Annotated in this window: 18 protein-coding genes; 10 read left to right on the plus strand and 8 right to left on the minus strand. The window is 45.9% G+C overall.

The window, feature by feature from the left end:
- Positions 1–73: 73 nt before the first annotated feature.
- The 7 genes from noc to rpmH all read right to left on the minus strand — a co-directional run bounded on the left by noc (position 74) and on the right by rpmH (position 6,444).
- Positions 74–916 (minus strand): nucleoid occlusion protein, encoded by an 843-nt coding sequence (noc, locus tag ERX40_RS06255; RefSeq protein WP_133417650.1) that lies wholly within the window; start codon positions 914–916, stop codon positions 74–76.
- A gap of 27 nt (positions 917–943) precedes the next feature.
- Entirely contained in the window at positions 944–1,660 is a 717-nt protein-coding gene (gene rsmG, locus ERX40_RS06260) for a 16S rRNA (guanine(527)-N(7))-methyltransferase RsmG (protein ID WP_133417651.1), read from the minus strand.
- Positions 1,661–3,535, minus strand: a complete 1,875-nt coding sequence (gene mnmG, locus ERX40_RS06265; RefSeq protein ID WP_133418009.1) for a tRNA uridine-5-carboxymethylaminomethyl(34) synthesis enzyme MnmG — start codon at positions 3,533–3,535, stop codon at positions 1,661–1,663.
- Between the two features lie 10 nt (positions 3,536–3,545).
- A complete protein-coding gene (mnmE, locus tag ERX40_RS06270) occupies positions 3,546–4,925 on the minus strand; it encodes a tRNA uridine-5-carboxymethylaminomethyl(34) synthesis GTPase MnmE (RefSeq protein ID WP_133417652.1) in 1,380 nt (459 codons plus the stop codon).
- Between the two features lie 132 nt (positions 4,926–5,057).
- On the minus strand, positions 5,058–5,855 hold the full coding sequence (gene jag / locus ERX40_RS06275; RefSeq protein WP_133417653.1) for an RNA-binding cell elongation regulator Jag/EloR: 798 nt from the start codon (positions 5,853–5,855) through the stop codon (positions 5,058–5,060).
- A 12-nt stretch (positions 5,856–5,867) separates the two neighbouring features.
- Positions 5,868–6,215 carry a ribonuclease P protein component gene (rnpA, locus tag ERX40_RS06280; protein ID WP_133417654.1) on the minus strand — a complete coding sequence of 116 codons (348 nt, stop codon included), beginning with the start codon at positions 6,213–6,215 and terminating at the stop codon, positions 5,868–5,870.
- Between the two features lie 91 nt (positions 6,216–6,306).
- Positions 6,307–6,444, minus strand: a complete 138-nt coding sequence (gene rpmH / locus ERX40_RS06285) for a 50S ribosomal protein L34 (RefSeq protein WP_133417655.1) — start codon at positions 6,442–6,444, stop codon at positions 6,307–6,309.
- Positions 6,445–6,911: 467 nt separating this feature from the next.
- Here rpmH and dnaA point away from each other — a divergent pair, with 467 nt between their 5' ends.
- The 10 genes from dnaA to gyrA all read left to right on the plus strand — a co-directional run bounded on the left by dnaA (position 6,912) and on the right by gyrA (position 18,923).
- Positions 6,912–8,249 (plus strand): chromosomal replication initiator protein DnaA, encoded by a 1,338-nt coding sequence (gene dnaA, locus ERX40_RS06290; protein WP_133417656.1) that lies wholly within the window; start codon positions 6,912–6,914, stop codon positions 8,247–8,249.
- 173 nt (positions 8,250–8,422) lie between these two features.
- Positions 8,423–9,556: a DNA polymerase III subunit beta gene (dnaN, locus tag ERX40_RS06295; RefSeq protein ID WP_133417657.1), complete on the plus strand. Its 1,134-nt coding sequence runs from the start codon at positions 8,423–8,425 to the stop codon at positions 9,554–9,556.
- A 66-nt stretch (positions 9,557–9,622) separates the two neighbouring features.
- On the plus strand, positions 9,623–10,519 hold the full coding sequence (locus ERX40_RS06300) for an ABC transporter ATP-binding protein (RefSeq protein WP_133417658.1): 897 nt from the start codon (positions 9,623–9,625) through the stop codon (positions 10,517–10,519).
- Positions 10,512–11,732 carry an ABC transporter permease gene (locus ERX40_RS06305; RefSeq protein ID WP_133417659.1) on the plus strand — a complete coding sequence of 407 codons (1,221 nt, stop codon included), beginning with the start codon at positions 10,512–10,514 and terminating at the stop codon, positions 11,730–11,732. Before ERX40_RS06300 ends, ERX40_RS06305 begins: the two co-directional genes overlap by 8 nt.
- Before the next feature lie 95 nt (positions 11,733–11,827).
- Entirely contained in the window at positions 11,828–12,490 is a 663-nt protein-coding gene (locus tag ERX40_RS06310; protein ID WP_165980683.1) for a DsbA family protein, read from the plus strand.
- Positions 12,490–12,906 carry a disulfide oxidoreductase gene (locus ERX40_RS06315; RefSeq protein WP_133417661.1) on the plus strand — a complete coding sequence of 139 codons (417 nt, stop codon included), beginning with the start codon at positions 12,490–12,492 and terminating at the stop codon, positions 12,904–12,906. The genes ERX40_RS06310 and ERX40_RS06315 overlap by 1 nt, the downstream gene beginning before the upstream one ends.
- Positions 12,907–13,015: 109 nt before the next feature.
- Entirely contained in the window at positions 13,016–13,240 is a 225-nt protein-coding gene (gene yaaA, locus ERX40_RS06320; protein ID WP_133417662.1) for a S4 domain-containing protein YaaA, read from the plus strand.
- Entirely contained in the window at positions 13,237–14,340 is a 1,104-nt protein-coding gene (gene recF / locus ERX40_RS06325; RefSeq protein ID WP_133417663.1) for a DNA replication/repair protein RecF, read from the plus strand. The genes yaaA and recF overlap by 4 nt, the downstream gene beginning before the upstream one ends.
- Positions 14,341–14,349: 9 nt before the next feature.
- Positions 14,350–16,263, plus strand: coding sequence for a DNA topoisomerase (ATP-hydrolyzing) subunit B (gyrB, locus tag ERX40_RS06330; RefSeq protein ID WP_208001666.1), 1,914 nt, complete (start codon positions 14,350–14,352; stop codon positions 16,261–16,263).
- Between the two features lie 11 nt (positions 16,264–16,274).
- Positions 16,275–18,923 (plus strand): DNA gyrase subunit A, encoded by a 2,649-nt coding sequence (gene gyrA / locus ERX40_RS06335; RefSeq protein WP_133417665.1) that lies wholly within the window; start codon positions 16,275–16,277, stop codon positions 18,921–18,923.
- A gap of 35 nt (positions 18,924–18,958) precedes the next feature.
- Here the strand turns inward: gyrA and ERX40_RS06340 are convergent, their stop codons facing one another.
- The gene (locus ERX40_RS06340) at positions 18,959–19,768 is read right to left on the minus strand and encodes an NAD(P)H-hydrate dehydratase (protein WP_133417666.1); all 810 of its coding nucleotides are present in this window, start codon (positions 19,766–19,768) and stop codon (positions 18,959–18,961) included.
- Between the last annotated feature and the right edge of the window lie 19 nt (positions 19,769–19,787).

Here is a 19,787-nt window from a genome sequence, read left to right on the forward strand (position 1 = left end):
ATTCATTATTAAGATTATACCAATATTACAGTCAGACTGCACAAACTAAAAAACCATCCGGCAAAGGATGGTTCTACTGATTATTCTGGTTCTTGAATACTTTGATGGAGATTTCATAGAAGTGGGTATATTCAGTATCCTTACGTTTAACCTTGATACCGCTCTTCTCCACTGCTTTCACGCTTTCGTTGATGGTGTTGAAAGCGAGCTTCATATCACGGGTGAAAGCAATACGGGTCGGTTTGACTTCTTCCCCGCCCAGCATACGCTTCACGCGTTCTTCTGTCTGCTTGACATTCAGACTCTGACTTCTGATGATCTGCAGCATTTCCTTCTGCTGGACTTCATTCAGTGCAAGCAGGCTGCGCGCATGTCTCTCGCTGATCTGTGCTTTCCCCAGTGCTTCTAGGATGGGTGAAGATAATCTTAATAAGCGTAATTTGTTCGCGATAAAGGACTGGCTTTTACCGAGACTTGTCGCTAAGTCCTGCTGTGTGATACCGTCTAAATCAAGCAGTTTCTTATAAGCTTCCGCTTCCTCGACAACCGACAGATTTTCGCGCTGAATGTTCTCGATCAGTGCGATTGCTGCTGTTTCTTTATCATTCATCGGTTTCACGATGACTTCTGTCTCTGCCACACCGTTTAATTTCAGCGCTCTGAAACGTCTTTCACCCGCAATGATCTCATACATATCCTCTTCAATCGGACGGACGACAATCGGCTGCAGCAGACCGTAAGCTTTGATGGAATCAGCCAGCTCCTGAATCTTCTCCTCGTCAAACACCTGTCTCGGCTGGTAGCGATTCGGTACTATGCGTTCTATCGCAAGTTTGATGACATTGCCCTCTGCACGTTCCACTGCCATATCTTCTTTATCGCGTAATCCAAATAGCTTTGAAAAAGGTTTCTTCATCTCATTCGACTCACTTTCATCACTTCATTATTTCATCAACGGTTCTTTCGCAGGCGTGCCCGCTTTTCTTGGATATTTCTTAGCAGTCTGTCTGCGCTTTTCAATTTCTACAATATAGCGTGTACTGTCTTCCATAGGCAAGGTGAATTGATGACTCGCTACGATTTCGCCGCCGAGAAGCTTCACTGCAAATTCACTTTCATCGGTTTCGATTGCGCCCTGAGCACCTTTCAGCGCCAGGAAATGTCCACCCTTTCTGACGAGCGGCAGACAGAACTCACTTAACACAGACAGTCTGGCGACGGCACGTGCTGTGACAATATCGAAGCTTTCACGTTGGTCCGTACGCCCGAATGTCTCTGCGCGGTCATGGACGAATTTCACCTGCTCCAGATTCAGTTCGGCAGCAAGATGATTCAGGAAGTTGATTCGTTTATTGAGTGAATCAACGATGGTCAGCTTGATGTGCGGGAAGAGAATCTTAAGCGGAATACTCGGAAAACCTGCACCGGCACCGACATCACATAGCGTCTCTATTTTATTGAAATCGAAATAGAAACTTGGCGTCACAGAATCGAAGAAGTGCTTCAAGTAGACTTCTTCCTTTTCTGTAACAGCTGTTAAATTAATTTTCTCATTCCACTCTACTAGATTTTCATAATAGATTGCAAACTGTTGCAGCTGTTTTTCTGTTAACTCAAAACCTTTTTCCCGGAGTGCTTTTATAAATTGCTGTTCATTCATCTATTTCACCTTCGCAATCTTTCCCTGTTCGATATAGACCAGCAGAATGGATACGTCCGCTGGATTGACACCCGAAATACGCGATGCCTGACCGACACTCAGCGGTTTCACTTCTTTCAGTTTCTGACGCGCTTCTGTCGCCAGACTATGGATATCATCATAATCGATGTGGTCAGGAATTTTTTTATCTTCCATGCGTTTCATCTTTTCGACCTGCTGCAGCGACTTATCGATGTAACCAGCATACTTTGTCTGAATCTCGACCTGTTCTGCTACTTCTTCCGGTACAACGACACCGTCAGCCAGAATCTCTCTGATTGATGCGTAGTCCATCTCCGGACGTTTCAGAAGGTCGATTGCTAGAATACCGTCTTTCAGTGCAGTACCCCCGTGCTCAGCAATCAGGTTCTGTGTATGGTCATTCGGTTTGATACGGGTTTCAGAGAGACGCTTGATTTCATTTGCAACCGCTTCTTTCTTCTCTTCAAAGCGCGCAAACCGCTCCTCAGAGATCAGACCGATAGCGTGACCGATCTCTGTCAGACGAAGGTCAGCATTATCATGACGAAGTAGTAATCGATATTCAGCTCTACTTGTCAGAAGACGGTAAGGTTCATTTGTTCCTTTTGTCACCAGATCATCGATGAGAACCCCGATATAAGCATCGGCGCGGCCTAGAATGACAGGGTCACGGTCAAGTACTTTAGCGGCTGCATTGATACCCGCCATCAGACCTTGGCCGGCCGCCTCCTCGTAACCTGATGTTCCATTGATCTGACCCGCAGTGAACAGCCCGTCAATCTTCTTCGTTTCAAGGGTCGGCCAGAGCTGAGTCGGTACGATGGCATCATATTCAATGGCATAGCCTGCACGCATCATATCCGCGCGCTCAAGACCTGGAATGGACTGCAGCATCTGTCTCTGTACATGTTCAGGCAGACTTGTCGATAGCCCCTGCACATAGACTTCCTTCGTGTTCCGTCCTTCAGGTTCCAGGAAAATCTGATGACGAGGCTTGTCATTGAAGCGCACAAATTTATCCTCGATGGACGGACAGTAACGAGGGCCCGTCCCTTTGATCATTCCTGAGTACATCGCTGATAGATGCAGATTATCATCAATGATCTGGTGCGTCTTGTCATTCGTATAAGTCAGCCAGCAAGGCAACTGATCCAGAATATAGTCGGTCGTCTCGTAGCTGAAAGCACGTCCGACTTCGTCACCGGGCTGAATCTCAGTTTTATCATAGTCAATCGACTTGCCGTTAACACGGGGCGGCGTGCCCGTCTTAAAACGCACGATATCAAAACCGAGGTCTCTTAAATGATCCGCTAGCTTGATGGACGGCATCTGATGGTTCGGTCCTGATGAATATTTGATCTTACCGAGAATAATCTCGCCGCGCAGGAAAGTACCTGTCGTCAGAACGACTGCATCTGCATAATAAGTCGTGCCGATCACTGTCTCAACACCGGTCACTTTATCGTCTTCAATCACAAGACGCTCCACCATGCCCTGCATGATGTCGAGATTCGGTGTGTTCTCAATGACATCTTTCATCTCCTGCTGATAGAGTACTTTATCGGCCTGTGCACGGAGCGCCCGTACGGCCGGTCCTTTACCTGTGTTCAGCATACGCATCTGTATATGTGTTTTGTCAATCGTCTTCGCCATCTGTCCGCCGAGCGCATCGATCTCACGCACGACAATCCCTTTTGCCGGCCCACCCACTGACGGGTTACAGGGCATGAAGGCGACTGAATCTAAATTAATCGTCAGCATCAGTGTCTTTGCACCCATACGGGCAGATGCGAGTCCCGCTTCGACCCCTGCATGACCTGCACCGACAACGATTACATCATATCTTTCCAAAATGATTTCCTCCTTATTTACCGAGACAGAACTGACTGAATAACTGATCAATCAGGCTGTCTGATACTTCTTCTCCGATTACTTCTCCAAGTAGTTCCCATGTTCTGATCAAATCAATCTGTACAATATCAATCGGCACACCCATCTCTGCTGCATTCATCGCTTCATTGATGGCTTTCTTCGCTTCTTTTAAGAGACTGATATGACGCGCATTAGAGACGTAGGTCATATCCTGCTGCTGCACTGATCCTTCAAAGAACAGTTTCGCAATCTGCTCCTCCAGCTGGTCAATACCTGATTGTGACAGCATGGAGGTCTCAACGATAGGCGCGTCGCTCATCATCTGTTGCACTTCACCGATATCAAGATGCTGTTCCAGGTCCGTTTTATTGATGATGACGATTACGTCTTCTGATTTGATGACTTCAGCGAGCTGATAGTCACTCTCGGTCAATGGTTCGTTATAGTTGAGCACATATAGAATCAGGTCTGCTTTACTCAATGCCTCGCGACTGCGCTCAACACCAATCTTCTCGACGATATCCTCAGTTTCACGAATTCCTGCTGTATCAACCAGCCGTAGCGGCACGCCTCTGACATTGACATATTCTTCGAGTACGTCACGCGTCGTGCCGGCCACTTCAGTGACAATCGCCTTATTATCCTGAGTGAGTGTGTTCAGCATCGAGCTTTTACCGACGTTCGGTTTGCCGACAATCACTGTTGACAATCCTTCGCGTAGTATCTTACCCTGTGCACCTGTCGTCAGCAGCTGATCGATTGACTGCTCAATCTTTGTTGCCTCTTGCAGCAGGAAGTGCGTCGTTGCTTCTTCCACATCGTCATATTCCGGATAATCAATATTCACCTCAACCTGCGCGAGAATCTCAAGAATGGACTGTCTTAAGCCTTGGATCATCGTACTGAGACGGCCCTCAATCTGATTCATGGCGACCTTACTTGCGCGGTCTGTCTTTGAACGGATGAAGTCCATAATGCCTTCAGCCTGTGATAAGTCGATCCGTCCATTCAGGAAAGCACGTTTCGTGAACTCACCCGGCTCAGCAAGACGCGCCCCATTAGAGAGCGTGAGTTCCAGTATATGATTGACGGTCATGATGCCGCCGTGACAGTTGATTTCAACAATGTTTTCACGCGTATAAGTACGCGGTGCACGCATGACAGCGACCATGACTTCCTCAATTATCTCATCTGTTTCCGGATTCTTGATATGACCATAGTTGATCGTATGACTATCGACTTCAGTCAGCGGCTTCTTTCCTATATAGAGACGGTCAGCGATTTCAATGGCATCGTGACCGGATAATCTGACAATCGCAATAGCACCTTCACCCATCGGTGTCGATATGCTTGAAATGGTCTCTAGTTCCATAGTATCTCCTCCATTTATTCATTCGTTGATTGTAAAATGAATCCAAATAAAAACAAATTGATATGCTCTGAATAAATAGATTAACTCTAAAAACCGAAGTTTTTAGAGTTAATCTATTATTGTCTTCTTCATTTATTTTCCTTTGATGACCAGGTAGCGGTGAGGTTCTCGTCCTTCAGAATAAGTCTCAATATCAGACATTCGGGTCAGGACCTGGTGAATGATTTTTCTTTCGTAGTTCGGCATCGGTTCAAATTTAACCGGTTCGTGGGTCTGCTGCGCTTTCTGTGCCATGTTGAGCGCCAGATTTTCAAGTATTTCTTTTCGCTTCTCGCGGTAATTCTCAATATCAAGCAGCACAGTGATATAACCTTTATAGGTCTGCTGAATATGCGTCTGGGCCACTGTCTGCAGCGCATTTAAGGTATAACCTCGTTTACCGATGATACGGGCAGCATCTCGGGATATCAGATTGATTCTGACATCATTGCTCTTGACCATCACTTCACCCGTCGCCTCAATGCCCATTTCTTTCAGGATCTGGACTAAGTAGTCAAGTGTTCTGTCAGCTGACTCAGTCACGAGCTTTTTAGCAGCGCTTCTGTCAGCTGCTTCTTTTTGGTTGTCAACTACTTCTTCAGCTGCTTCATCATCCGGTGGTCCTGGCTTCAACTCGTTCTCAGCTTTTTCAGCAGTCACTGCCGCTGCTGACTGAATGTTTGTCTGTTTCAGTTCTTCGAGTGAATATTTCTTCAGTGCCGGGTCGATAACAGTAAGAGTGACGACAGCTTCACGTCGTCCGATGCCGAACAGACCTTTCTTCCCCTGCTCCTCTATATCGATCTTCACCTGATTCTCACTTAGATTCCATGTCTTTAAGCCGAGCTGCACAGCTTCTTCTACAGTCGTTCCTGTAAATGTCTCCTGCATTCCAGTGCCTCCTTATTTAATACGTTTATTAAATCCTTTGGCAATCTTCATTACATGTTCAAGACTTTTATTGACCTCTTCCACCGACATATCAGCAGCGGGCTTTCTGGCTACAACGATGAAATCAGCTGCGATGATGTCTTCTTTGTGACGGGTGAAGCTCTCACGTATTGTTCTTTTAATACGGTTACGGGCGACTGCATTGCCCAGCTTTTTGGACACAGAGATGCCGAGTCTGAAGTGCTCAGCCTTTTCTCTATCAAAGCGATAGATGACAAACTGACGGTTCGCGACAGACTTCCCTTTTCTGTAGACGGCCTGAAAATCTTCATTTCTTTTGATACGATAACTTTTCTCCAACGTTTTCACTCACTTCTGCCGCGTGTTTTCTCCAATTATACTAGATGACTATGTGCATTTAAACAAAAAAAAGACCACTACTAGAGTGATCTTAAGCTGATAATACTTTTCTGCCTTTACGACGACGACGAGCAAGAACTCGACGGCCGTTTTTAGTGCTCATACGTGCACGGAAACCATGAACTTTACTATGTTTACGTTTATTAGGTTGATAAGTACGTTTTACCACTTAGGACACCTCCTGTTTGCTTATTCATCTATTTTTCACGTTTATGTGATCGACAGTAACTACTGAAGTATAGCAAATTACACCTCTACATGCAAGTTTTAGTTGGAAATTCATGATTCAAAGGTTATCCACTTATCCACATCAGCATTCTGTACTATTGTGGATAATTTTTTCTGTCATTCAATTTTATGCACAGCCGATTTCTTTACTATCCACAAACCCACACCTCTGAATAACTACGGGTGTGCAAAAACCTCAGTTTGTGGATAAGTCTATAAAATGATTGATATTACTTGTTTTATTTGCTATCATTTTGTTTATATTTCGTGTGAATAACATTGTGAATAATCTTTTTATCCACAGAATGTGAATAGTTTGTGGATAATTATTCAGACCCTGTTCTTAACATTATACACAGGACTGCACGTTGTGTATAACTAGAAAAAAAATTAAGAAAGAGGCATACTATGAGCGGCATTGATTCTATATGGACGAAAGTCCTGGAAAACCTTGAAAAAAAGCTTTCTGCTCCCAGCTATCAGACATGGTTTGTAAACACTAAAGTAAAATCCCTTAACAGTCAGCAGATCATCATTGAAGCGCCTAATGCTTTTAATAAGGACTGGCTTGTCAAAAACTATATTTCAGTGATTCAGGAGACGATAAAGGAGACAATCGGAGAAGAGTTGACAATTAAAATCATCTCAAGCGGGGATACAGATGAAATTCCTGAACTGAAACCTGAACCGGAACCTGTCAGACACAGTCACAGTGAAATCCTGCCTAATCAGCTGAACGTTGACAACACATTCGATACATTCGTCATCGGCAGTGGCAACCGTTTCAGCCATGCCGCTTCTCTTGCTGTCGCAGAAGCCCCTGCCAAAGCCTATAACCCGCTTTTCATCTACGGTGGCGTCGGTCTCGGTAAGACCCATCTCATGCATGCGATCGGCCATTACGTTATGGAACATAAGGACAATGCACAGGTCGTCTATACGTCCAGCGAGAAGTTCACCAATGAATTCATCAACTCCATCAAGGACAACAAAACCGAAGAATTCCGCTCGAAATACCGCAATGTTGATGTCCTGCTGATTGATGACATTCAGTTTTTAGCCGGTAAGGAATCGACTCAGGAGGAATTCTTCCATACCTTCAATGAACTGCACCAGAACCATAAGCAGATTGTCATCTCAAGCGACCGGGCACCAAAAGAGATTCCGACACTTGAAGACCGTCTCCGTTCACGTTTCGAATGGGGTCTTATCACAGACGTCACACCTCCTGATCTCGAAACAAGGATTGCGATTCTGCGCAAGAAATCTGAAGAAGAGAACATTGAGATTCCAAATGAAGCGATGCTCTATATCGCCACTCAGATTCATTCCAATATCAGAGAACTGGAAGGCGCCCTTACGCGTGTCAGTGCCTATTCCAAGCTCGTGAAGCGTGAACTGACTCCTGATCTCGTTGCTGAGGCACTGAAAGACATCATTGCCAGCAGCAAGCCGAAGAAAATCAGCATACAGGACATCCAGACGATTGTCGGTGCCTACTACAATATAAGACTTGAAGATTTCACTGCCAAAAAACGGACGAAATCTATCGCTTTTCCACGACAGATCGCCATGTACCTTGCTCGTGAACTGACGGACTACTCGCTCCCAAAAATCGGTGAGGAATTCGGGGGACGCGACCATACGACAGTCATCCATGCTCATGAAAAAATAAAGAATCAAATTGCAAATGATGACAAACTGGCTAAAGAAATTAAGAATCTCGAGAAAGAGATTTCAGGTTAAGTTGTGGATAACATAGAATAACAGGTACTGATTTATCCACACTTTATACACATGTGGATATCCTGACGCTGTAAGTCAGACACGACTTATCCACCTATTCACACCCCCTATTACTATTATTACGATTTTAAAAGAGATAAAATATATATATAACGACGATAAGGAGCATCAATATGAAATTTACAATCCAGAGAGATTATTTCATCAATCAACTGAATGACACGTTAAAAGCTATTTCACCGCGTACAACACTGCCCATTCTGACAGGAATCAAGATTGATGCAACAGACAATGGTTTAATGCTGACCGGTTCAGACTCTGAAGTATCGATTGAAATTACTATCCCGGCTGAAGTCGATCACGAACAGATTGTGACAATTCAGGACAAAGGCTCAATCGTACTGCCTGGACGTTTCTTCGTTGATATCATCAAAAAACTGCCTGCTGCAGAAGTCACAATCGATACAAACGTGAATTTCCAGGCCAAGATCACGTCCGGCCAGTCAGAATTCAACGTCTCCGGACTGGACCCCGACCAGTATCCGCTCCTGCCTCAGGTTTCTGAAGACAGCGTCATCACATTACCGGTAAAAGTGTTAAAGAACATGATTCGACAAACAAACTTCGCAGTGTCCACCTCAGAAACACGTCCTGTACTGACAGGAGTGAACTGGCTGATTAGTGATAATGTGCTGAGCTGTACTGCAACAGATTCACATCGTCTGGCACTTCGCCGTCTGCCACTGGAGAATCATACGATTGAAAACATCAACGTCATCATCCCAGGGAAAGCATTGAATGAACTGAATAAGATCATCAGTGATGACGATGAATCAATCGATGTCTTTTTTGCCGCTAATCAGGTGCTGTTCAAAGTCGGGCATGTGCATTTCATCTCGCGTCTGCTGGAAGGGAACTACCCTGATACAAGCAGATTGTTTCCTGAGAGTTACGAGACGACGCTGACGATTGAAAACAATGATTTCTATCATGCAATCGACCGTGCATCACTGCTTGCTCGTGAAGGGGGTAATAACGTTATCAAATTATCTACTGATGCTCAGCAGGTTGAACTTTCTTCAACTTCTCCGGAAATCGGTACCGTGAAAGAGGAAGTGAAGACGTCTCACTTTGAAGGTCAGGAACTGAAGATCTCTTTCAACTCCAAATATATGATGGATGCATTAAAAGCAATCGATAACAGCGATGTCAATATCGAGTTCTTCGGTACGATGCGCCCCTTCATCCTTAAACCGCAGGATGATGATAATATCGTTCAGCTCATCCTGCCAATCAGAACCTATTGATTTTCAGACCTATGCTAGCCGGCATAGGTTTTTTTTGTTAAAATCAACTGGAAAGGATGGTTTTTTATGTTAAATATCCAGCATGTTACGAAATACTTTGGCCGTTTCACGGCTGTCGATAATTTGACGCTTGAAGTACCAAAAGGGGCTATGCTCGGCTTTCTCGGCGGAAACGGGGCCGGCAAGACGACCACTTTCCGCATGATACTGGGACTGCTGGAACGTGATGCTGGGGAGATCACCTACAACGGTCAGCCCATCACCTATCAGATGACCGACAGTATCGGTTATCTGCCGGAAGAACGAGGTCTTAATCCGAAGCTGAAGGTCTCTGAACAGCTTCATTACCTTGCCAGCCTGAAGGGCATGAGGAAAAATGATATCAAACGTGAGCTTGATTACTGGCTGGAACGATTCGAGGTCACTGAAAATAAGGAGAAGAAGATTGAGGCATTATCCAAAGGGAATCAGCAGAAGATTCAGCTGATTGGCGCCATCATTCATCAGCCGGAGCTTCTTATTCTTGATGAACCGTTCAGCGGGCTTGATCCAGTCAATGTGGAGCTATTGAAGTCGGCAGTCAAGGAGATCAACGAAGGCGGTGCAACTATTGTCTTCAGTTCACACCGTATGGAGCACGTCGAGGAGATGTGTGACAGAGTATGCATTCTGGACAGAGGCGCGACGGTCGTCGAAGGGGATATCCAGCAGGTGAAGCATGATTTCGGTCGCAAGGAAATCATCATCCGAGGCGACCATGATTTCACGAAACTGAAGGAGATGCCGGGTGTGATCGCCTACAAGGAGAACCGCCAGGATGTCAGACTGACCATCGATTATATCGAAGCGGCACCTGCTATATTTGAAGCGGTGAGCCATATGGGATTTGTGTCACGTTTTGAAGTCGCAGAACCCTCTCTGAATGATATTTTCCTCGCAAAGGTGGGACGCCATCATGAATAAATTTATGACGACATTTTCAATGACTTATCTCAAAAAAGTGACAAGCCGCTCATTCATGATCACGACATTGATACTCATGCTTGCTGTAATCGCTTTGAGCAATATGGACAGAATAGTCGATTTCTTTGATCACAGTGAAGATGAAGTGACTGCTGTAGCGGGTGCGCCTGACTTACAGGATGCTTTTATCACAACATATCATCAGACGGACAAGCAGATGAAGCTGAAGAAGGTCGACCTTGCTGCAGGTAAAAAAGGAATAGAAGATGACACCTACAAGCAGCTGGTCGAGATCAAGGCGCATGAAGGACAGCTGAATGCTACTATCTATTCAAAGGACAGCGCCGACATCGAACCGGTTCAGACGACTCTGTCAGCTGTACAGAGCAGCCGGGTTGCGCAGACGCTGGACCTGACCCCCGCCGAACTGAAGTTACTTACAGCCCCCGCACAAGTGGATGAGAAGATCATAGGCGGGCAGAATAATCAGGTTGATGATAATGAGAAATTCGTTAATATCGCTGTTGTCTATATCGGCCTGTTCCTGATCTTTTTGGTATCTGTGAACTATGCCAGTCAGATTGCAACGGAAATTGCGATGGAGAAATCATCGCGCGTCATCGAAATGATTGTGACCAGCGTATCACCTGTCAATCACATGATGGCGAAGATCGCTGCTATTATAGCAGTAGCCTTAACACAGATTCTGGCAGTCGCTCTGACCATCATCGCCAGCATCTATATCTTTGATTTAAACGAAGTGCTGAAATCATTTGATATCACTTTTGGTCCTGGCACTATCCGGATCATTATCTATACGCTGATCTTTCTGTTGCTGGGCTTGCTGATGAACGTGAGTATCTCCGCTATCATCGGCGCACTGACGAACCGTGTGGAAGATATCGCACAGGCTGTGATGCCAATCACCTTCATCAATCTTGCAGCCTTTTATATCGCCATCTTCAATCTATCGACACCGGATAATATGCTGGTCAAGGTGACGAGTTATATCCCGTTCTTCACACCGATCGTCATGCTGCTCAGAACATTATCCAGCCATATCACTGACTTTGAACTCAACATCGGCATCGTCATCTGTATCCTGACCATTATCCTCTCCCTGCTGCTTGCAGCCCGGATTTATAAGGGGAGCGTCTTCAGTTACGGTAAAGGTCTGATCAATAACTTCAGACAGGCCTTGTCGATGAAATAGCATTGTCACATAATTTTAACCATTCCACACTTTCTTAATCATCCTCTTTGGTATAAAATTTATACTATACATTATTTATTGATGAGGAGATCATGATGAAAAATAAAGGAAATATAATATTTGCAATGCTGCTGGCATTAATCGTCATCGCCGCGATCGCCGCTATGATTATTTTCAATCAGAAGAATTCAGCTGACGAATCTAATACGACTGAAGAGACCGCTGAAATTGATGTCTCAGGGCAGCCGATGCTCGGCAAAAAAGATGCGCCGGTGACTTTAGTGGAATTTGGGGATTTTCTGTGTCCTGCATGTAAATATTATGATATGGAAATTCAGCCGGAACTGATTAAAAAATATGTGGATAAAGGTGAACTGAAGATGTACTTCGTCAATACGCCCTTCCACGGTGCCGATTCCCTGCGCGGTGCACATGCGGCAGAATATATCCGGAAGAATAATCCCGACAAATACTGGGACTTTCACAATGCGCTGTTTGAAGCACAGCCGACGACCCATACTGAAGGAGAGAGCTGGCTGACAGCAGATCTCATCAAGAAAACGGCACAGAAAATCGGCATCAAGCATGCAGATAAAGTCGTTGCAGCAAAAGAGGATGAAGCGGTCAATCATGATATCGACCTGTACAAAAAACATAACGTAACGCAGACACCGACGATTATTATCGATGGTAAAACAGTCAGCAATCCGTTGGAAATCAAGGAAATTGAACAAGCGATTGAATCGGCGAAGAAATAATGCAGAAGAATACGCAGCTGTTTTTTGCCGCATGGATTGTTGCGATCACTGCGATGCTCGGCAGTCTGTTCTTTTCAGAAATCAGGCATTTCGTGCCTTGTGAACTTTGCTGGTATCAGCGGATTCTGATGTATCCACTTGTGTTTATACTTGGTTTCGCTGCTTTAAGAGAAGACTACAAAATCAAATATCTGGTACTGATGTTCTCGGTTCTGGGATTCTGCTTCTCGGTCTATCATTATCTCGAACAGAAGCTGCCAGGTTTTGCACCGGTTAAAGCGTGTGTGGGCGGCGTACCATGTAATACCCAGTATATCAACTGGGGTGGTTTCATCACTATTCCCTTTCTGGCAGGCACTGCTTTTCTGCTCATTACAATCTGCATGCTGCTCATCAGACGTCCCAATAACTCGTAATCTGAAGCGATGGATAATCCATCGCTTCTTTCAGTTGATAAGGCATGCAATTCTGGCTGAAAAAAGGTATAATTATATGATGACTTATACGGATAGGAGGAACCGTGACATGTTGAATGAAGTAGAGTTTGATAGTCAGATCACTCTCGGACAGCTGCTTAAATCTGAAGGGATTATAGGCACAGGCGGTCAGGCGAAATGGTTTTTACAGGAGAACACGGTATACCTGAACGGCACGCTGGAAACGAGAAGAGGAAAGAAGCTTGCTCAGAATGATATCGTTGATGTTGAAGGTGTGGGCAAGTTCAAGATTTCTTATTCTGAAGAAGGATGAGATTAAAAGAACTGAATCTGACGCATTTCCGTAATTATGATCAAGTTTCGCTGCATTTTCATGATGAAGTGAATGTGCTGATCGGTTCCAATGCGCAAGGAAAAACGAACTTGCTGGAAGCTATTTATTGTCTTGCGCTGGCCAAGAGTCATCGGGCCACGCAGGATAAGGAACTGATACAGTGGAATAGTGACTTTGCACTCATTGAAGGTGAGCTGGAGTACCGTTATGGCACGATGCCGCTTTCCCTCCAAATATCTGCTAAAGGCAAAAAGGCGAAGGCCAATCATCTTGAGCAGAGTAAACTGACCCAGTATGTCGGGCATATGAATGTCGTGCTCTTCGCACCGGAAGACCTGAATCTGGTCAAAGGCAGTCCGCAGGTCAGACGGCGTTTTATCGATATAGAAATCGGTCAGATTTCTGCTGTCTATCTGAATGACCTGTCTAATTACCAGCGTATACTGAAACAGAAGAATCATTATCTGAAGCAGCTTAAATCAAATCCGAACAGTGACCGTACAATGCTTGAAGTGCTCAATCAGCAGTTTACTGACTATGCGGTCAGACTGACGTTAAGGCGCCAGCAGTTTATTGAACAGCTGGAGAAGAAGGCGATTGAAATTCATAGCGGCATCACAAAGGACAAGGAAGCCTTAAGAGTCCATTATGAGTCAAGCCTTGAAATCAGTGAGGACATCATCGATCGAACATACGACAGACTGACATCAATGATGGACCGTGAGATAGAACGGATGACCAGTCTCTATGGCCCTCATCGTGATGACCTGGCGTTTACAATCAATGACATTGATGTTCAGACCTATGGCTCGCAAGGTCAGCAGCGAACGACTGCCCTATCGATCAAGCTTGCGGAAATTGAATTAATCAACGAAGAAGTCGGAGAATATCCGATTTTATTATTGGATGACGTCTTGAGTGAACTGGATGACAGTCGACAGACCCACCTTCTGACAACCATCCAGCATAAGGTCCAGACATTTGTCACGACCACTTCTGTTGATGGAATAGAACACGAAACAATCAAAGAGGCAAAGTTATTCTTTGTCGATCAAGGCAGTATAACTAATAAAGAGTAGGTGACGTGTGTGGAACAGAATTTAGATCAGTACGGCGCAGACCAGATACAGGTCCTGGAAGGTTTAGAAGCGGTTCGTAAAAGACCCGGTATGTATATCGGTTCGACTGCAGCAAGAGGGCTTCATCATCTCGTCTGGGAAATCGTCGATAACAGTATTGACGAGGCGCTGGCCGGCTACGCAGATCACATCGTAGTCACAATAGAGAAAGACAACTGGATCCGTGTCCAGGATAACGGCCGTGGTATTCCAGTAGATATGCATAAGAAAATGGGACGTCCTGCAGTGGAGGTCATCCTGACAGTGCTGCATGCCGGCGGTAAATTCGGCGGCGGTGGCTACAAAGTATCAGGCGGACTCCACGGGGTCGGTTCTTCTGTCGTCAATGCCCTGTCAAGCACGCTCGAAGTATACGTCCATCAGGATGGCAAAGTACACCATCAGGCTTATCACAGGGGCGTACCTGCCTTCGATCTGAAAGTCATAGGAGACACAGATAAAACGGGTACAGTGATCCGTTTCAAGGCAGATGAAGAAATCTTCACGGAAACAACCACTTATGACTACGAAACGCTGCAGCAGCGTATTCGTGAACTTGCATTCCTGAATAAAGGTATCAAGATTGAGATTGCAGATGAACGCGGAGAAGAAGAGGTCTCAGACGCCTATCTCTATGAGGGCGGTATCAAATCCTACGTCGAGATGCTGAATGAAAATAAAGAAGTGCTGTATTCGGAACCGATTTATATTCAGGCGTCACGAGATGTTGTGGAAGTGGAGATTGCGATTCAGTACAACACAGGCTATGCGACAAACCTGTTGTCATATGCCAATAATATTCATACTTACGAAGGTGGCACACATGAAGAAGGTTTCAGACGTGCCCTGACCCGCGTGATCAATAACTATGGCACTAAGAACAAACTGATCAAAGACAACGATGAGAAGTTGTCTGGAGAAGACGTCCGCGAAGGGATGATTGCAGTCGTCTCCATTAAGCACGAAGATCCTCAGTTTGAAGGTCAGACAAAGACAAAGCTCGGCAACTCAGAAGTCCGTCAGCTGACAGACTCACTTTTCGCAGAGCATTTTGAACGCTTCCTGTATGAGAACCCTCAGGTCGCACGTATTATCGTGGACAAAGGCATCATGGCTTCACGCGCGCGGCTTGCAGCGAAGAAAGCCCGCGAAGTGACGCGTCGCAAAACAGCACTTGATGTCGCGAGTCTGCCGGGTAAACTGGCTGACTGTTCAAGCAAGGTACCTGAAGACTGTGAGTTATTCATCGTCGAAGGTGACTCGGCCGGTGGTTCAGCGAAATCAGGCCGTAATTCCAAGATCCAGGCCATTCTGCCGCTCCGGGGTAAGATTCTGAACGTCGAGAAAGCCCGACTTGACCGTATTCTGGGTAATAACGAGGTCCGGTCAATGATTACAGCGATGGGTACAGGTATCGGTGGCGAGTTTGATATCGAGAAAGCCCGTTATCATAAGATTGTTATCATGACTGATGCAGATGTTGACGGAGCGCATATCCGCACGCTGCTCTTAACGTTCTTCTACCGCTTTATGCGACCCTTGATTGATGCGGGTTATATCTATATTGCTCAGCCGCCGCTCTACAAAGTGGAACAGGGCAAGAAGACTTATTATGTCTATAACGACCGTGAGCTTGATCAGTTAAGAAAAGAGCTCCCGGCCACACCTAAACCGCAGTTGGCCCGCTACAAAGGTCTCGGTGAGATGAACGCGGATCAGCTATGGGAAACAACGATGAATCCGGATAACAGAAGTATGTTACAGGTGACTTTGACAGATGCTATTGAAGCGGATCAGACATTTGAAATGCTGATGGGTGATGTAGTGGAATATCGCCGTCAATTTATTGAGGAAAATGCTCAATACGCGACATTAGACGTATAGGAGGCGCCGAAATGGCTGAAAACAATGAAAGATTACAGGAAAGAAATATCAGTAAGGAGATGCGTGAGTCGTTCCTTGACTACGCGATGAGTGTGATTGTCGCACGTGCTCTGCCTGATGTCAGAGATGGTATGAAACCTGTTCATCGCCGTATTCTCTACGGCATGAATGACCAGGGCATGACTGCTGACAAACCCTACAAGAAATCAGCTCGTATCGTCGGTGACGTCATGGGTAAATATCACCCGCACGGTGATTCATCAATCTACGAGGCGATGGTCCGTATGGCACAGGACTTCAGCTTCCGCTACCCGCTTGTCGACGGTCAGGGTAACTTCGGTTCCATGGACGGCGACGGGGCTGCGGCAATGCGTTACACAGAAGCCCGCATGACAAAGCTCGCGATGGAGATGATGCGTGACATCAACAAAGATACCATCGACTTCACCGATAACTATGACGGTAATGAACGTGAACCTGTCGTCTTACCTGCCCGTTTCCCGAATTTACTCGTGAACGGCGCCTCGGGTATCGCAGTCGGTATGGCGACCAATATTCCGCCGCACAACATGAACGAAGTGATCGACGGGGTTCTCGCTCTCAGTCATAACCCTGACCTGACCATATCTGAATTAATGGATTATATCAGCGGTCCTGATTTTCCGACTGCCGGGCTGATTTTAGGTCGCAGTGGTATCCGCCGTGCTTATGAGACAGGGCGCGGCTCTGTTATCATGCGCGCGAAGACACTGATTGAAACACGCAAGAACGGCAAGGAAACAATCATCGTCACTGAAATCCCTTATCAGGTCAATAAAGCGAAGCTCGTTGAGAAAATCGCAGAACTGGCTCGAGATAAGAAGATTGACGGCATCACTGATTTACGTGATGAAACAAGCTTAAAAGAAGGCGTCAGAATTGTCATTGATATCCGCCGCGATGCCAATGCCAACGTGATTCTGAACAATCTATATAAATTAACACCGCTGCAGACGACATTCGGCATGAACATGCTCGCTATCGTCAATAAAAAGCCTGAACTGCTGAATTTAAAACAGATGCTATTCCATTACCTGGAGCATCAGAAAATCGTTATCCGCCGCCGCACCGCCTATAACCTGAAAAAAGCAGAAGACCGTGCGCATTTACTGGAAGGTCTGCGTATAGCACTCGATGATATCGATAGAATCATCGAGTTGATCCGGGCGTCAGAGAATGATCATGTGGCCATCAGTGAACTGCAGAACCAGTTCAGTTTATCAGAGCGTCAGGCTCAGGCCATTCTTGATATGCGACTTCGTCGTCTGACAGGACTGGAACGCGATAAAATTGAATCAGAGTATCAGGAACTGATGAATTATATTGCAGAATTAAAAGAAATCTTAGCGAATGAAGAACGTATTCTGGAGATCATTCGTGAGGAACTGACTGAAATCAAGGAGAAGTTCGGTGATGGTCGTCGTACAGAGATCACGGTCGGCGGCTACGATCAGCTGGAAGATGAAGATCTGATTCCAGAAGACCATGTCGTCATCACACTCAGTCATAATAACTACATCAAACGACTGTCTGCCTCAACATACCGTGCACAGCACCGCGGTGGACGTGGGGTGCAGGGCATGAATACGATTGAAGATGACTTCGTCAGCCAGATTGTGACCACTTCAACGCATGATCACGTCCTGTTCTTCACCAATAAGGGTCGTGTCTACAAGCTGAAGGGCTACGAGATTCCGGAACTGTCACGTCAGTCTAAAGGAATCCCGGTCGTGAATGCGCTTGAGCTTGAGAAGGATGAGACCATCAGCCAGATGATTGCGGTTAAGAATCTGGAGCGTGAAGATGCTTTCATTATCTTCGCAACAAAGAAAGGTCTCGTTAAACGATCCAGCCTCTCCAACTTTGCCCGCATCAATAAGAACGGTAAGATTGCCATCAACTTCCGTGAAGATGATGAACTGGTCGGTGTCCGTCTGTCTGAAGGGGGCAATCAGCTGATCATCGGTACAAGAAAGGCCTCACTGATCCGTTTCGAAGAAGAAACACTGCGACCACTCGGCCGTACAGCAGCCGGTGTCAAAGGTATCTCTCTCAGACAAGGCGATGAAGTGATCGGTCTTGATATAGTGAGACCGGATAGTGAGGAAGAGATTCTCATCGTCACTGAAAAAGGATACGGCAAGCGTACGACCGTTAAGGACTATCGTCTGTCTCACCGCGGTGGGATGGGTATCAAGACGGCGGCATTGACGGACAGAAATGGTTCACTTGTCTATATGGCGACTGTCACAGGAGACGAGGACCTGATGATTGTGACAGATAAAGGTGTTATCATTCGTCTTGATGTCAACTCAATTTCCCGTACAGGCCGTAGTACACAGGGTGTCAAACTGATCCGTCTCTCTGATGATCAGTTTGTAGCAACAGTGGCTAAGGTTCAGAAGGAAGAGGAAGAAGTTCTTGCCCCTCAGGAAGAAAATCTGACAGCTGTCATACAGGGAAAACACGATGAAGATATTGAGCAGGCTGATGGTCACTTAACCGGTGAAGCTGAAGAAGTGACTGAAGAAGCTGAGGAAGATATTTTTGAGGACAGCGATGATGTTGAGACACTGGACGAACTGAAGAACGAGGAAAATGAATTATTTCCTGAGAAATAACAAGAAGGAGCATGCTGAACTGCACGCTCCTTCTTTTACTGTTCAAGTCGTTTCATCATATAGGGGATTTCATCGATTATTTTCGATGGAGGAATCACATACATGGTCTCTGACAGCTGGTCGCCGATCTTACTATGGATATAGACGGCATACTGAATGGCATCTTCTAATCCGAACTGTCCGACAAGACCGGCCAGCATGCCTGCTAACGTGTCACCCATACCGCCTGATGCCATGGCAGGATTACCCTTGTTGATCTTATAGTCGCCGGATTTCAGATAGAGTTCCGTGTGATGCTTCTTCAGAATAACATGAGCGCCGAGTTTGTCTGCTGAAGCACGGTTCTTGTCAGGTGTCTGTTCGTCAATCGGGATACCGCTGAGCCGTTCCCATTCCATCTCATGGGGCGTGAAGATGACCTCACAGTCAGGAAGCGGATGACGCAGCTTGCTCAGGATGGTGATCGCATCTCCGTCAATGATCACCGTCTGATGAGGCTGGATGTGCTGAAAGATGAACGTCAGTGTATTGTTCCCCTTGATATCAAGTCCAAGTCCCGGACCGACAAGAATACAGTCCGCTTCTGTCACGAGTTTCGTGAGCCGCTTGATATCTGCCAGATCACTGACCATCGCTTCCGGACAGCGTGAGTGCAGCGCCGCATGGTTGGAGTGATGGGTGCAGACTGTTGTCAGCCCGCCACCGCTATAGACACAGGCCCGTGTTGACAGCATGATGGAGCCGCCCATATTCTGATTGCCACCGATGAGCAGAATTCTGCCGTAATCCCCTTTGTGCGTCTTTGCTTCACGTTCTGGTATAGTGATGCTGTCAATAATCTGCATAATGAAACTCCCTTTAATT

The organism is Macrococcus carouselicus (assembly GCF_004359515.1).
GTDB classification, from domain to species: domain Bacteria; phylum Bacillota; class Bacilli; order Staphylococcales; family Staphylococcaceae; genus Macrococcus; species Macrococcus carouselicus.

What these genes read in the sequence shown, in the direction of transcription:
- noc (WP_133417650.1), bottom strand. Translation starts at nt 916, where the DNA reads ATGAAGAAACCTTTTTCAAAGCTATTTGGATTACGCGATAAAGAAGAT.
- rsmG (WP_133417651.1), bottom strand. Translation starts at nt 1,660, where the DNA reads ATGAATGAACAGCAATTTATAAAAGCACTCCGGGAAAAAGGTTTTGAG.
- mnmE (WP_133417652.1), bottom strand. Translation starts at nt 4,925, where the DNA reads ATGGAACTAGAGACCATTTCAAGCATATCGACACCGATGGGTGAAGGT.
- jag (WP_133417653.1), bottom strand. Translation starts at nt 5,855, where the DNA reads ATGCAGGAGACATTTACAGGAACGACTGTAGAAGAAGCTGTGCAGCTC.
- dnaA (WP_133417656.1), top strand. Translation starts at nt 6,912, where the DNA reads ATGAGCGGCATTGATTCTATATGGACGAAAGTCCTGGAAAACCTTGAA.
- dnaN (WP_133417657.1), top strand. Translation starts at nt 8,423, where the DNA reads ATGAAATTTACAATCCAGAGAGATTATTTCATCAATCAACTGAATGAC.
- ERX40_RS06300 (WP_133417658.1), top strand. Translation starts at nt 9,623, where the DNA reads ATGTTAAATATCCAGCATGTTACGAAATACTTTGGCCGTTTCACGGCT.
- ERX40_RS06305 (WP_133417659.1), top strand. Translation starts at nt 10,512, where the DNA reads ATGAATAAATTTATGACGACATTTTCAATGACTTATCTCAAAAAAGTG.
- ERX40_RS06310 (WP_165980683.1), top strand. Translation starts at nt 11,828, where the DNA reads ATGAAAAATAAAGGAAATATAATATTTGCAATGCTGCTGGCATTAATC.
- ERX40_RS06315 (WP_133417661.1), top strand. Translation starts at nt 12,490, where the DNA reads ATGCAGAAGAATACGCAGCTGTTTTTTGCCGCATGGATTGTTGCGATC.
- yaaA (WP_133417662.1), top strand. Translation starts at nt 13,016, where the DNA reads ATGTTGAATGAAGTAGAGTTTGATAGTCAGATCACTCTCGGACAGCTG.
- recF (WP_133417663.1), top strand. Translation starts at nt 13,237, where the DNA reads ATGAGATTAAAAGAACTGAATCTGACGCATTTCCGTAATTATGATCAA.
- gyrA (WP_133417665.1), top strand. Translation starts at nt 16,275, where the DNA reads ATGGCTGAAAACAATGAAAGATTACAGGAAAGAAATATCAGTAAGGAG.
- ERX40_RS06340 (WP_133417666.1), bottom strand. Translation starts at nt 19,768, where the DNA reads ATGCAGATTATTGACAGCATCACTATACCAGAACGTGAAGCAAAGACG.